Source organism: Streptomyces adelaidensis (assembly GCF_016598475.1).
In the GTDB taxonomy this organism is placed as follows: Bacteria; Actinomycetota; Actinomycetes; order Streptomycetales; family Streptomycetaceae; genus Streptomyces; species Streptomyces adelaidensis.
Window position 1 is genome coordinate 1 of the sequence record NZ_JAEMUX010000144.1, and the last position, 11883, is coordinate 11883.

An 11883-nucleotide genomic window follows, 5' to 3' on the forward strand; every position below is an offset into this window, starting at 1 on the left:
AGGTGCCGGAGCGTCCGGTGAACGCGTTGAAGGCGGTGTTCGTGCCGGTGGCGTCGTTGCGTGAGTCGGAGGGGGAGCACTACCCCGCCGTTCACCACGACTACCGGCCGGGCCTGGGCCGGGACATGCCCCCGTCGGGCGGTACGTCGTGACCGGCCACACGCATGACCTCGGCGAGTGGGCGTCCGTCCTGTCGCTCGGCGTCGCAGTCCACGCGAGCTTCTCCGTCTTCTGGTTCCTCCTCATCGACGCGTCCCGCAGGGATTTCCACCAGGAACTCGTACACGCGGGCCACGACCTCGCCTGGGCCGCCGCCTCGATGCGGAACGAGTTGGTCCCGCACGCCGCGTGTCTGCGGCACGCCGTGTACGAGGGCCGCGAGTTGGCCCGTGATGCCGCCGCCCTCCTTCTCCTCCTGACTACCTCCCCGAAGGGGCAGCTCCGATGAGCCACAAGATTGAGGGTCCGACCCCTCTCACCCTGACCGCCACCGACGACGGCGCCGAGCTGGGCGTCCAGCCGTTCCTGCGCGCTCTGTTCCTCGAACTGTTCCGGGCGGCTGACAACGAGCCCGAGGGCTTCGGCCAGGAGATGGCGGACATGCACGCGTTGGCGCAGTCCGCTCAGACCCAAGGTCGCGACTCGCATGCCCGGCACGAGTTCGACGAGCGGATGAACCGGCTGATCGACGAGTTCGCGGACGGCGGCACGATCGAGCTGTACGCGGGTGGTCTGCACCAACTGCGGAACGCGGTCGGGGAGATCACGGCGCCCCGCTCGGTGCCCGGCCAGCGATCGGCCGGTGCCGCCTGATGCGCGCCTACGACTTCTGGGAAGAGACCGGCACCGCCGAGTCCGGCCCGTACCCCATCGCGTCCCTGTCGCTGCGGCCGAGCAACGATCCCCGCAGCAGCGACCTCCAGATGATGTTCAAGAGCGGCACGCCGGTTGAGCAGCAGCTCGCCATCGCCGACCGGGTGTTGGCCGTGGTGCAGCGGTGGCGGGACGGCATCGCCGACGCGGCCGAGCGTCACCGCACCACGGAGGACGAACTCGCCGCTGCCCGTGAGGAGATCGCCCGCCTCAAGGCCGAGCGTGAGGGCGGTGCGGCATGAGCGCCCGCCCCCCGTACCTGGTCATCGCGTTCCACAGCTTCCTCGCCGGAGCCGTGGCCGCCCTCGCCGTCAACGCCATCTGGTTCGTCGTCACCGGTGGCCTCCCGTCGGTGCTGGTCAGCATCGTTGCGGCGGACACCGTGGTCGCCGTGTGGTCGATCAGCCAGGCGGCCCGGTTCCGCCGCAGGTGGCAGGCGGTGCTGGACGCGTACGAGCGTCCCGCACTGGGTGAGGGCATCGACATTCCGAACCGGCCGCCCGCCGAGGACGAGGACGGTAGCCGTGGCTGACCGTATTCGTACCCGCCGCCGCCAACTCCTCGCCGAAATCCGGCGCGAAGGCGGCCGCTACACCACCGGCCAAGCACACGCCTTCTACCGCGCCACCGGCTGGGGACCCTGCCGGACGACCGCCCGCAAAGACCTTCAGTGGTGGGCCCGACACGGCGTACTCGTCGAACGCGGGCCTGCCAACGGCCGCGCCTACTCGCTGGCAGGCGGCCGGTGAGCGCCCGTCACGCGGCCCGGACCGGCCTCCACTGGACGGCCGTCACCCTCACCGCCCTCGCACTCACCCAACTGAGCCCGTTCACCGGCGTGTACGCCACCGCCACCGACCTGATCACCGCACTCGGAGTCGGACTCATCGGACTCGCCGCCACACCACACCCGAAGGGCCGCACCAAGTGACCCAACCCAAGCACGCACGCGACACCGAGCGGGGCCGCTACTACAGCGACCCCCTCGGGGGGCCCGACCTCGTATCGGTCACCAACGTCCTCGGCACCAGCGTCCACAAGCACGGGCTCATGCCGTGGGCCGTCAAGCTCACCGTCGAGTGGATCCTCGACCACCGCATTGAAGTCGCCCGCCGGGCCATCACCGACCGGGCCGCGCTCGTCAAGGAACTCAAGCAGATCCACATCGACGCCCGGGATACGGCTGCCGACCTCGGAACCCTCATCCACAAGGCCAGCGAACTCCGCCTCCTCGGTGCCCCGTTCGCAGTCGAGGCGGTCGTCGCCCCGTACCTCGCACAGCTGGAGGCGTTCCTCAGGTTCTGGGGCGTCGACATCGACAAGCACGTCGAAGCCACCGAGATCACCTGCCTGCACCGCCGCCTCGGCTACGCCGGCACCGCGGACCTCATGGTCTGGCTGCCGACCGGGCCCGACCGGAGCCTCGAACTGTGGCTGATCGACTTCAAGACGTCGGCCACCCGCTCCGCCAAAGAGGTCTACCCGGAGAACGCCCAGCAGTTGGCGGCACTCCGCTACTGCGAGACGGTCCTGCTCCCGGACGACACCGAGCAGCCGATGCCGAACATTCAGCGGGCCGGCGTTCTCAACCTGCGGGCCAAGTCCCACGCCCTCGTCGAGATGCCCGCCGGACGGGACGCCCACAAAGCCTTCCGCGGGGCTCTGGTCAACGCGCTGTGGCACCACGCCGCCCCCTCCTCCTATCCCGCTCTCCTCGCCCCGGACCAGCCCGTCCCGGCCCGGTGGCGCAACTACCGAAAGGTGGCCTGACCGTGGGCTCCCGAATCCGTACCGCACAGAAGCAGGCCCGCGAACTCGGCCGCCTGCGCACCGGCTACAGCATTCCCAGCGAGGACCCGAAGAAGCGGCCCCGCCCGGTGAAGTCGAAGACGTGGGTTCTCTCCAGCCACTCCGAGCACTACGTCACCGCCGCCGCCAAGGACTGGGGCGGCAACGTCGAACGCTGGCAGCCGCAAGGCAACGGCGCCCCGCAGTTCCGGGTGATCACCGAGGCCGAGCAGCTGGAGGCGATCCTGCCGCCCGGCGACCCGCTGTCCCAGGCAAACGAGATGTGGAACAAGGGCGGCTGCGCCCGCCGCTGCGACGGCGAGACCGAGCAGATCAGCCGCCACCCCTGCCTGTGCCTCGCCGAGCACGGCCCGGAATGGCACCTCCTGCGCCAAGACCTCTACACCAAGGACAAGGTGTGCGCCGCCACGTCGCGGCTGAACGTCATCCTCCCGGACATGCCGGACGTCGGCGTGTGGCGGGTGGAGACGCACTCCTGGTACGCCGCGAACGAACTCGCGGGCACCGTCGACATGGTCCTCTCCGGCACCGGCGGGAAGGGCCTGGTGCCCGTGACGCTGCGGATCGAACCCCGCACCCGGGTCGCCGGTGGGCAGACGAAGCAGTTCCCGGTGGTCGTCGTCGAGATCCGGGGTGTCACCACCAGGCAGGCCCTCACCGGCCCGCTGCCCACTGCGGTGGCGCTGGATCCGAGCGGCAGCGGCGGTCGGGCCGTGGCCGCGATCGAGGCGCCGCAGGGCCGTGACTGGATCGCCGAGGCCACGGGTGCGCTCACGTCGGATGACGTCCGCGATCTGTGGATGGAAGCCCAGCGGGCCGACGTGGTCCACCCGAAGGGTGAGGACCCGCTGTCGAAGCAGCTGATGGCGATCGCCGCGGCCAAGGACTCCGAGAACGCCCGCCCTGAGCCGGTCCCGGACGAGGACGGCGCGTACCCGGCCGAGGTCGTCGACGACGAGGAGCCGAGCCGCCCGGCGTGGCCGACGGTCGCTCAACCCCGCACGTAGCCCGCACACGAACGGTCGCCCCCGCGGGATTCGGGGGCGACCTCCCCCCCCAGCAGACCACACCACCCGAACGGAGAACCACCATGCCGTTGCCGTTCGTCTCCCGCCGCCAGCACGAGGCCGTGCTCGCCGACCGGGAGCGCATCCGCTCCGAGCGCAACCAGTTCGCCAAGGACCGCGACACCTACAAGTCCGCCGCCGAGACCGCCGCCGAGAAGTACACCGACGCCGCCATCGTCAACGACCGCCTCACCGAGGAACTGGTGGAGGTTCGAGCGAAGCTCGCCGACTCGATGGCGGTGGAGGGCGCCCTGGCCGCTCAGATCCACGTGATGGCCGGGCATGACCTGCCGCCCGAGGTCGAGATGAACCCCATGACCCGCGTGACCCGGGAGCTGGAGCTGGAGCGGGAACGGGCCGACCGCCTGCAACGCCAGCTCGACGACGCCGCCGGTTTGCCGCCGGGCCGGGTCGAGGACAGCAGCCGCTGGCAGCCCGGCTACCAGCAGCCGAAGCCGACGAAGGAGACCACGCCGTGACCGATGAACTCGCCGTGGCGGTCGACGCCCTCGCCGCGATCATGCTCCCGGCCGGAACGCTCGTCGCCCGGAACTGGCCGGTGTGGGAGCGCGCCCCGTTCCCGAAGCCGGCCGTGCGCGCCGTGTACGTGTCCCTCGACGAAGTCCTCGACGGCCCCGAGGTCGAAGGCAACGACGACGCCTGGTGCCCCGCAGAGAAGCGCACCCGCTTCCACGCGGTCCGCCGCGACGGATCCGCCCGCTGCTGGACGTGCGGCACCGAAAGCCTGGCGGTGGCGGCATGAAAGACCTCCTGCCCTACACCCTCGCGCTCGGCATCAGCATCGGCGCCGTCGTGATCGCGTACTGCCTCTTCGACCGCTACCGCAACAAGCGCCCCTACCTCGCCGCCCGTTGGGACGACACCGCGGGCGACTGGGTGAACGAGGCGGAGCACGACGTCGGCCCCGACGGACTGCTCCTCCTCGAAGACCTCACCGCGCACCTTCGGGCGTACGGCACCTCGGTCGCCGACCTGTACGAACCCGCCACCAACGACCACCAGGGGGACTGAACCATGGGCTACACCACCCACGTCACCGGCGAGTTCGCCATCGAACCGCCGCTCGCCTACACCGAGTTCAAGAACAGCAAGTTCGCCCCGGACAACGTGGAGAACAGCTACACCCCGTCGCTGGTCCTCCGGGTCCACGAGCAGATGGTGGAGAAGGAAGACGGCGTTTTCCTCCGCCGCACCGCCACCGCGCTCGTCATGCGGGAGATCGACGAGTACCGGGAGTGCGGCCTCGTCGACGAGGTGCAGACAGCGCTCGACGCCTTCCCCAGCCATACGTTCACCGGCCGCCTGGAGTGCGAAGGCGAGGAGAACACCGACATGTGGCGGGTCGTCGTCCGGAACGGCCGCGCGGTGAAGGTCGAGCCGCGCATCGTCTGGCCCGACGAGGACGGTGCACTGTGACCGCCCCGACCCTGTTCACCCCCGAGGCACCGGCCGCCGTGGCGGCGGCCGGCCTCCAGCCCCTCGGCCCCGTGCCGCTGGTCATCGGCCTCGATGTCGCCATGGGCATCTCCGGCGTCGCAGGCATCGGCTGGACCGACCACGTCCGCTCCACCGCCGACAGCCAGCACGAAAAGTTCGCCGCCCAACTGACCGGCCTCTCCTCCTTCTACCGGTACGCCGACTTCGTCGTCATCGAAGGCGCCGCCTACTCCAAGAACAACCAGGGCGCCGACGCCCTGGCCGCGATGCGGTGGATGGTCCGCCACGACCTGTGGAAACGCGGCATCCCCTACACGGTGATCACCCCGAGCAAGCGGATCACCTACGCCACCGGGACCACCGTCCACAAGGACGAGGACGGCAACCGGCTCAAGGGCGAGGCCCTCAAAGCGCTCGTCCGGGCTGCGGTCGGGGAGCGGTACGGCATCCACACCGAAGGCCGCGCCAAGTCGGATGAGGCCGACGCCTACGTGATGCTGGCGATGGGCCTGCACTGGCTCGGCTTCCCCCTCGCCGAGGTTCCGGCCCGGCATGCGGCGGCGCTGGCCGGCTGCCAGTGGCCCGACCGCGAGGCGGTGACCACGCGATGAAACTCGTCCGCCCCGCACCCGCCACCCCGCGCGCCGCCGACTGGCGGGACACCGCGGCCTGCCGCGAAGAAGACACGGAAATCTTCTTCGCCCTCGGAAGCACCGGCGCAGGCCAACACGACATCGAGCAGGCGAAAACCATCTGCGGCCGCTGCCCGGCCGTCGATGCCTGCCTCGACTTCGCCCTGACCAACAGCATCGGCTACGGCGTGTACGGCGGCCTCACCGACCACGAACGCGCCAACCACCGGCGGGCAGCCGTCCGACGCAACCTCACCGCGGAGGAATCCGCGGCCCGCGCCGAACAGGCCCGCCAAGCCCAGCAGCCCCGCACCCTGCAATCCCTGTACGACCGGCACACCGTCCGCCTGTACGGCGGCCACGTGGCTTGGACCGGCCCCGCAAAGATCAGCTTCCGGGGGCAGACGCTCACACCGCGGCGGCTCGCGTTCACCCACGGGCGCGGACGCAAGCCAGTAGGCCCAGTTACTGCGGACTGCGGCAACACGGAGTGCGTACTGCCCGCGCATCTCACGGACAGCGAAGAACGCGCCCGGTGCGGCACCCGGCCCGGCTACCAGCGGCATCGCAAGAACGGTGAGGCCGCGTGCGGGTCGTGCACGCGGGCGAACGCGGACGCCGACAACCGGCTGCGTAGGACCGGCACCACGAAGAAGGTCGCGGTCTGATGTCCGGCTCGTGGCTCGGTGGTGTGCAGGTGCGGCGTATGGAGCGCGGTCAGGTCGCTGTCGCCGACCAGCTGTGCGCCGCCTGCCTGTTCCACCGCCGGGTCACGGGCCGGGCCCTCGTCACCGACTTCCTCGCCTCCGATCCGATCCAGCAGCACCGGGACATCTGCCCGGCCACCACGAAGGACACCACCTCATGACCGAGCTCCCGTACACCGACGACGACCTCCGCACCGAAGCCGCCTCTCAGCACAAGGCCCTCACCGAGGACCCCGACTACACGGGCATCGGCGAAGCCATGGACGACGACATCGTCCCCTCCACCGAACCCGGCGGCGGCAAGACGTGGGCCACGCTGCTCCTCGACGACGCCGCTTTCGACGAGGCCCGCGACCAGATCAGCGACCTGATCAGCAAGGCCGCCGACGTATCCCGCTGGGCTGTCGGCCTCGGCGCCGACGGACTCCAGCCGTCCGACGAGCACGTCATCACGATCGGCGCCGACGACAAGCCGATCGCCCGAATCCACTTCGCGTTCGAGCCCGGCATGCCCGAGGAGATGCGGACCGCGCTCGTGCAGGGCATCGGCCAGGCCATCGACGCCCACCTCTGAGACCGCCTGACGGGCGGCCGCCCTCCCTCTAGCGGCCGCCACCGGGCCCGCTCCTCACCACCCCCCAACGAGGAGCGGGCCCGGACCCCAACCCACCCGGAAGGAACCCTGTGAGGGACTACACCACCGGCATCGTCCTCACCGGCGACGCCCGCGACAAGGTGCGGCAACGCGCCGCCCAGCACTACGCGGCTGGCCTGTCCATCCGCGCCATCAGCCGGGCACTCGGCCGGTCGTACGGCGGGACGCGGGTCCTGCTGCTCGAAGCCGGCGTGACCCTGCGGGGGCGCGGCGGAGCGATCCGGAAGGCGGCCGTCTGATGGGCCTCTACCACTCCGTGAGCGTCGTCTACGGCTTCGAGATCCCCAACCGGACCGACATCGACGACATCGACCGCGCCTGCTTCGGCCAGCCCGACAGCCCGGACAGCGTCGGCTACATCGTCGTCGGCGACCGCGACCAACTGATCCTCGCCACCCGGTGCACCCTCGTCGACGAGAACGAAGTCGTCCGGATCACCCCGGACACGCTCGCCGAACCCGCCGATCTCACCGCGTGGGCCTCGGCTCTCCACGCCGCCGCCGTCCGTCTCGGCCTCGCCGACCATCCGGCACCCGCCTGGCTGGTGATCCACAACTACCGCTGAACCAGCCCAGGCAGCAGTGAGGCCCCGCACACGGCGGGGCCCGGAAACGGAAGGAGGAGGGGTGGCCAACGCGGTTCACGTCGTCACACTCGGCTTCGACATCGAGGACTTGGCGACTATCGACCCTGCGCTATGGAACCGGCTGTACGCGCAGGACCGCCAGCACGCAGCCGACGGCGTCCGCGTTGAGGACCGCGGCATCCAGTGCGCGGGCGTCTGCCGGAGCGCCGGAGTCGTCGCGTGGATGTACCTACGCCAGGTCAACGGGCAGCGCCAGGCCGTGCATCAGCACGAAGAAGACAAGCTCCGTCACCACGCACCGGAGAGCCCCGAGCACCGCGCCTACAAGGAGCGCGTCGTTCGCGTCGCCACCGCGGCCGGCCACCACGCGGACACCGAAGTCCGCGCGCCCGGCGGCCGGATAATCACCGACGCCCTCGTCGACGGCGCCGCGGGACTCCGGATCGGATGGGAAATCCAACTCTCGACGGCCGACACGAACGGGCCCAAGAGCGTACGCGAGCGCGCCCGCAAGGCCACCTCCCGCGGCATCACCCCGGCCTGGCACACCGACCGCCGCGACTACGCCCAGCGCAACGACACCGCCTGGACCCGAAGCGACCGGCTCCCCGCAGAGATCATCGCCAAGACCGGCGACCTGCGCGTGGTCAGCGGGTTCCGGCTCCTCGACTTCTGGAAGTGCGACAGCACGGCGTTCCACGAGTGCCCGACGAACGGCTGGGGCCGGCGGTGCGGAGAAGTCCACACGACACCGCGGCCGAGAGACGTGCTCTTCGACGACCTCGTACGCAAGACCGCCGCCGGGCTGGTCGTCCCGCTGGAGTACAGCGCCGGCTCGCGGGTGCACCGGTTCTGGGTCCCGGCCGACGACCGCGCCCGATACCTCGAAGTAGCTGGCACACCGCAGTCCATCGACGAGAGCCCGAGTGCGGCATTGGGTGCCAGCGCCACAGCCCCGACGTGCCGGCCGCGCGAACGGATCGAGGTCAACCGCAGTGTTCCGGTTCTGAACTGGCGCGACCGCAGTCACGTGGCAAGCCGACCGGGCCCGTGTCGGATCTGCGGGAAGCTGGCCCATCTTCTCGATGACGACGGACGTCACGCGCACAAGGTCTGCGTAGAGGAGGCCGCGGCGTGACCGCCCCGTCAGGACTCGGCGATCGTGCGGGCGGCGCCGGCGTCGCGGCTCAGCTTCGGGTCGGGCGCGATCTTTGCCACCCACTCGCGGGTGAAGCCCGCCAGCTTCGACATGTGCGACGGCCCCTTGCCTGCCGCGCGGCCCTTGACCAGGAGTTGTCGCAGCTCGCTGTCGGCGTCGAGAAAGGCCTTCTCGGCCCGCGCGCGCTTCTTGGCTGCGGCCTGAATCTCCATGTCGAGGGCGTCCATGAACCTCATGGTGACACAGATTGTCACGGTCGCGCTACGCGTCCGCGCTATGGGGTCGCGAACCGCGATCGCGAACGGTATTCTCATCCGTATGCAGCCGACACACTTTCCGCTGAGGCGCCTCGACCGCAACGCGTCCACCTGGGGTCTTCTGCCCGAGAGGCGTGCTGGAAACAGCCTCCTCTACCGGTTCTACGACGCCGAACGGCAGCCGCTGTACATCGGGATCACCGGGACCGGAGAGGTTCGAATCGCGACGCACAGAAGGCGGTCGGCCTGGTGGGAACTGGCCGAGTACATAGCCGTCTCTGCGTACCCGAACTGGCCGTCCTTGGCGGAGGCCGAACGGGCGGCGATCCGCGCGGAGAAGCCCCGCTTCAACAAGGCCGGGACGCAGTGGCGGCAGCAGGCCCTCATCCGGCTGGACGCGGAGCCCAAGGGCATCGCCGAGGAGCTTCACAGGATCGCGCGCCCTGAGTTCGTGGCCGAACTCGCTGCCCTGCTCGCGCAGCCCGAGAAGTTCCCCCAGCCCTCACCGCCTCCACCTGCGCGCTTCGCCGACGAAGAAGCGTCCAGCTCCTGATCAGCACGAACGAGAGAAGACCCTGATGGCCCGCGGACACGGACGCATCCTCACCAGTATCTGGGATGACGCTGACTTCCTCGCCCTCGATGAGCGACAGCAGCGCCTGTACCTGTTCCTGATCTCGCAGCCCAACCTGAACCACGCCGGGCTGCTGCCGCTCACCCTGCGGCGCTGGTCCCGGAAGGCCCACGGCCTGACCTCCGCCGAGCTGGAGAAGCGACTCCAGGCCCTTGAGTCCGCGCGGTTCATCGTCATGGACGACGACACCGAGGAACTGCTGATCCGCTCCTTCGTCCGCAACGACGGCGTATGGAAACAGCCCAAGGTCATGGGCGCCATGGTGTCCGGCGCGCTGGAGATCTCCTCGCGCCGGCTCCGCGGCGCTCTCCTCGCCGAGATGGACCGGGTTCCGCTAGACGAGTTGAGCGACGAGCCGACGAAGTCGACACGCGGCACCGGACCGTCGATCCGCAGCCAGGTCGCCGAGCACATCGAGACCCTTCGCAAAGCCTTCGGCACCCCCGAACCCGACCCCACCCGGAGGGGGTCAGGAACCCCCTCCGCACCCCCCTCGGGAACCCCCTCCGATACCCCTGCCGAAGGGGGTCCGGAAGGCTCTACGCGCGGACGCGCGGCCACACACGTACGCGCGGCCCCTGCCCTTTCCCCTTCCCCTTCCCCTATCCCCAGCCCCGTAGAGGAGGGCGGTGGTGGCGGAAGCGACCGCACCGAGCCGACCGCGATGGCCAAGCAGCAGCGGCCTGACGGCCTTCACCTCATCCCTGACGACTTCCATCTCAACGACACGATGCGCCGCTGGGTGAACGCCACCTACCCGGGACTCGACCCCGAGTTCGAGACCCAGCAGTTCATTTCCTACTGGCGAGGCGAAGGCCGACGAAAGCGGAACTGGCACGAGGCCTGGCGCAAGTGGGTCGCCGACTCGGCGAAGCGCGCCTCCGAGCGCGCCACCCGGCCCCCACTCCGCGCAGTCTCCGGCGGCTGGCAGCCCTACCGCGAGCCCACACCCGAAGACCGCGCCGCAGACCTCGGCCACTTCTAGGAGCCCCCCATGAACGACCCGCAGAACCTCACCGAAAACCGGCCCAGCATGCTCGCCCGCCTCATGGCCGGCATCGCCGACCACTGCCCCGACGTCACCGCAGGACCCATCGACGACGAACCCACCCCCGACGAACCCGGCCACCCCGAATACCACCGCCGCCAACGCGCCGCCTTCGCCCTCAGCCGCTGGGAGACCGCCGCCCCCTACCGGTACCGGGAAGCGACCGCCACACACCCGGACGTGCACGCCTGGGCCGACCGTGCCGCCGACGACATCCGAAGCGCCGGAATCCTCGTCCTCCACGGCAACATCGGCACCGGGAAAACGCACCAGGCGTACGGGGCCTTGCGGAGGATCGCCGAAGCCGGACCCCGCAACTTTCAGATGATCGCCACCACCGCACCCGACCTCTACGGCCTGCTCCGCCCCGGCGGCTCCGACAAAGGCAGCGAGCACGAACTCAAGCGCCTCATGCAGATCCCGCTGCTACTGCTGGACGACCTCGGCACCGAGAAGCTCTCCGAGTTCACCGAAGAAGCCACATACCGGATCGTCAACCACCGCTACAACGAGTCCCTTCCGCTGCTGATCACCACCAACTTGCCGATCAAGACCGGCGCCCCCACCCCCGACCTGGTGACCCGCCTCGGCGACCGGCTCGCCTCCCGCCTCGCACAGACCGCAACCAGCGTCGGCTTCGACGGCCCCGACCTCCGCCGCGGACTGAGGAGCGTCTCGTGAAGCCTGAACAGGCCGACTGGGTTTTCGAGCATGTCCTCGCCCTGGTACCGGACGCGTTCCTCCCTGATGACCGCTGCTGGTGCCAAGGACGCGGCGCCTTGTCCTGCTCCCCCTGTCGCCGCGGACACCACGACATATGCCACGACTACACATTCGGCAAGGAAGGCCACCTCTTCAACGATCGCTTCTCCTGGCCGCCGCTCGCCGACGTTTGGCTCGCCGGCCGTCTTTGCAAGATGCCGTGCGCCTGCCCCACGTGCCGCCCGCCCGCGATGCAGCTCAACCTCTTCGGAGCCATCACCCATACGAGCTCCTGA

24 protein-coding genes are annotated in these 11883 nt (G+C 69.9%); 23 read left to right on the forward strand and 1 reads right to left on the reverse strand.

Annotated features, from left to right (window positions below; genetic code table 11):
* The first annotated feature begins 148 nt into the window (after positions 1-148).
* The 19 genes from I8N67_RS39515 to I8N67_RS39605 all read left to right on the forward strand — a co-directional run bounded on the left by I8N67_RS39515 (position 149) and on the right by I8N67_RS39605 (position 8925).
* Positions 149-448, forward strand: a complete 300-nt coding sequence (locus tag I8N67_RS39515) for a hypothetical protein (protein ID WP_200309132.1) — start codon at positions 149-151, stop codon at positions 446-448.
* Complete coding sequence (locus I8N67_RS39520) at positions 445-813, forward strand: hypothetical protein (RefSeq protein WP_200309133.1); 369 nt, start codon at positions 445-447, stop codon at positions 811-813. The genes I8N67_RS39515 and I8N67_RS39520 overlap by 4 nt, the downstream gene beginning before the upstream one ends.
* Positions 813-1115 carry a hypothetical protein gene (locus I8N67_RS39525; RefSeq protein WP_200309134.1) on the forward strand — a complete coding sequence of 101 codons (303 nt, stop codon included), beginning with the start codon at positions 813-815 and terminating at the stop codon, positions 1113-1115. Before I8N67_RS39520 ends, I8N67_RS39525 begins: the two co-directional genes overlap by 1 nt.
* Positions 1112-1405 (forward strand): hypothetical protein, encoded by a 294-nt coding sequence (locus I8N67_RS39530; protein WP_200309135.1) that lies wholly within the window; start codon positions 1112-1114, stop codon positions 1403-1405. The genes I8N67_RS39525 and I8N67_RS39530 overlap by 4 nt, the downstream gene beginning before the upstream one ends.
* Positions 1398-1622, forward strand: a complete 225-nt coding sequence (locus I8N67_RS39535; protein ID WP_200309136.1) for a hypothetical protein — start codon at positions 1398-1400, stop codon at positions 1620-1622. The genes I8N67_RS39530 and I8N67_RS39535 overlap by 8 nt, the downstream gene beginning before the upstream one ends.
* Complete coding sequence (locus tag I8N67_RS39540; RefSeq protein ID WP_200309137.1) at positions 1619-1804, forward strand: hypothetical protein; 186 nt, start codon at positions 1619-1621, stop codon at positions 1802-1804. Before I8N67_RS39535 ends, I8N67_RS39540 begins: the two co-directional genes overlap by 4 nt.
* Positions 1801-2643, forward strand: a complete 843-nt coding sequence (locus I8N67_RS39545; RefSeq protein ID WP_200309138.1) for a hypothetical protein — start codon at positions 1801-1803, stop codon at positions 2641-2643. The genes I8N67_RS39540 and I8N67_RS39545 overlap by 4 nt, the downstream gene beginning before the upstream one ends.
* A 2-nt stretch (positions 2644-2645) precedes the next feature.
* Positions 2646-3689, forward strand: a complete 1044-nt coding sequence (locus tag I8N67_RS39550) for a recombination directionality factor (RefSeq protein ID WP_307835507.1) — start codon at positions 2646-2648, stop codon at positions 3687-3689.
* An 83-nt stretch (positions 3690-3772) separates the two neighbouring features.
* The gene (locus I8N67_RS39555) at positions 3773-4228 is read left to right on the forward strand and encodes a hypothetical protein (protein ID WP_200309139.1); all 456 of its coding nucleotides are present in this window, start codon (positions 3773-3775) and stop codon (positions 4226-4228) included.
* Complete coding sequence (locus I8N67_RS39560; RefSeq protein WP_200309140.1) at positions 4225-4512, forward strand: hypothetical protein; 288 nt, start codon at positions 4225-4227, stop codon at positions 4510-4512. The genes I8N67_RS39555 and I8N67_RS39560 overlap by 4 nt, the downstream gene beginning before the upstream one ends.
* Positions 4509-4781, forward strand: a complete 273-nt coding sequence (locus I8N67_RS39565) for a hypothetical protein (protein ID WP_200309141.1) — start codon at positions 4509-4511, stop codon at positions 4779-4781. Before I8N67_RS39560 ends, I8N67_RS39565 begins: the two co-directional genes overlap by 4 nt.
* A 3-nt stretch (positions 4782-4784) precedes the next feature.
* Complete coding sequence (locus tag I8N67_RS39570; RefSeq protein ID WP_200309142.1) at positions 4785-5186, forward strand: DUF6205 family protein; 402 nt, start codon at positions 4785-4787, stop codon at positions 5184-5186.
* Positions 5183-5818, forward strand: coding sequence for a hypothetical protein (locus I8N67_RS39575; RefSeq protein ID WP_200309143.1), 636 nt, complete (start codon positions 5183-5185; stop codon positions 5816-5818). The genes I8N67_RS39570 and I8N67_RS39575 overlap by 4 nt, the downstream gene beginning before the upstream one ends.
* The gene (locus I8N67_RS44810; protein ID WP_200309144.1) at positions 5815-6507 is read left to right on the forward strand and encodes a WhiB family transcriptional regulator; all 693 of its coding nucleotides are present in this window, start codon (positions 5815-5817) and stop codon (positions 6505-6507) included. Before I8N67_RS39575 ends, I8N67_RS44810 begins: the two co-directional genes overlap by 4 nt.
* Positions 6507-6707, forward strand: a complete 201-nt coding sequence (locus I8N67_RS39585; protein WP_200309145.1) for a transcription factor WhiB — start codon at positions 6507-6509, stop codon at positions 6705-6707. Before I8N67_RS44810 ends, I8N67_RS39585 begins: the two co-directional genes overlap by 1 nt.
* Complete coding sequence (locus I8N67_RS39590; RefSeq protein ID WP_200309146.1) at positions 6704-7120, forward strand: hypothetical protein; 417 nt, start codon at positions 6704-6706, stop codon at positions 7118-7120. The genes I8N67_RS39585 and I8N67_RS39590 overlap by 4 nt, the downstream gene beginning before the upstream one ends.
* A 110-nt stretch (positions 7121-7230) precedes the next feature.
* Positions 7231-7440: a helix-turn-helix domain-containing protein gene (locus I8N67_RS39595; protein ID WP_200309147.1), complete on the forward strand. Its 210-nt coding sequence runs from the start codon at positions 7231-7233 to the stop codon at positions 7438-7440.
* Positions 7440-7766 carry a hypothetical protein gene (locus I8N67_RS39600; protein WP_200309148.1) on the forward strand — a complete coding sequence of 109 codons (327 nt, stop codon included), beginning with the start codon at positions 7440-7442 and terminating at the stop codon, positions 7764-7766. Before I8N67_RS39595 ends, I8N67_RS39600 begins: the two co-directional genes overlap by 1 nt.
* A 61-nt stretch (positions 7767-7827) precedes the next feature.
* Positions 7828-8925, forward strand: coding sequence for a competence protein CoiA family protein (locus tag I8N67_RS39605; protein WP_200309155.1), 1098 nt, complete (start codon positions 7828-7830; stop codon positions 8923-8925).
* Between the two features lie 8 nt (positions 8926-8933).
* Here I8N67_RS39605 and I8N67_RS39610 read toward each other — a convergent pair whose 3' ends face one another.
* Entirely contained in the window at positions 8934-9173 is a 240-nt protein-coding gene (locus I8N67_RS39610) for a hypothetical protein (RefSeq protein ID WP_200309149.1), read from the reverse strand.
* On the opposite strand from I8N67_RS39610, the gene I8N67_RS39615 reads away from it, so the two are divergent.
* From I8N67_RS39615 to I8N67_RS39630, 4 genes are read left to right on the forward strand one after another with little or no spacing between them, the layout of a single operon-like run.
* Entirely contained in the window at positions 9172-9756 is a 585-nt protein-coding gene (locus I8N67_RS39615) for a hypothetical protein (RefSeq protein WP_200309150.1), read from the forward strand. The two genes, I8N67_RS39610 and I8N67_RS39615, sit on opposite strands and share 2 nt — an antisense overlap.
* Before the next feature lie 25 nt (positions 9757-9781).
* Complete coding sequence (locus I8N67_RS39620; protein ID WP_200309151.1) at positions 9782-10822, forward strand: hypothetical protein; 1041 nt, start codon at positions 9782-9784, stop codon at positions 10820-10822.
* A gap of 9 nt (positions 10823-10831) precedes the next feature.
* The gene (locus I8N67_RS39625) at positions 10832-11566 is read left to right on the forward strand and encodes an ATP-binding protein (protein ID WP_200309152.1); all 735 of its coding nucleotides are present in this window, start codon (positions 10832-10834) and stop codon (positions 11564-11566) included.
* Positions 11563-11883: a hypothetical protein gene (locus I8N67_RS39630; protein WP_200309153.1), complete on the forward strand. Its 321-nt coding sequence runs from the start codon at positions 11563-11565 to the stop codon at positions 11881-11883. The genes I8N67_RS39625 and I8N67_RS39630 overlap by 4 nt, the downstream gene beginning before the upstream one ends.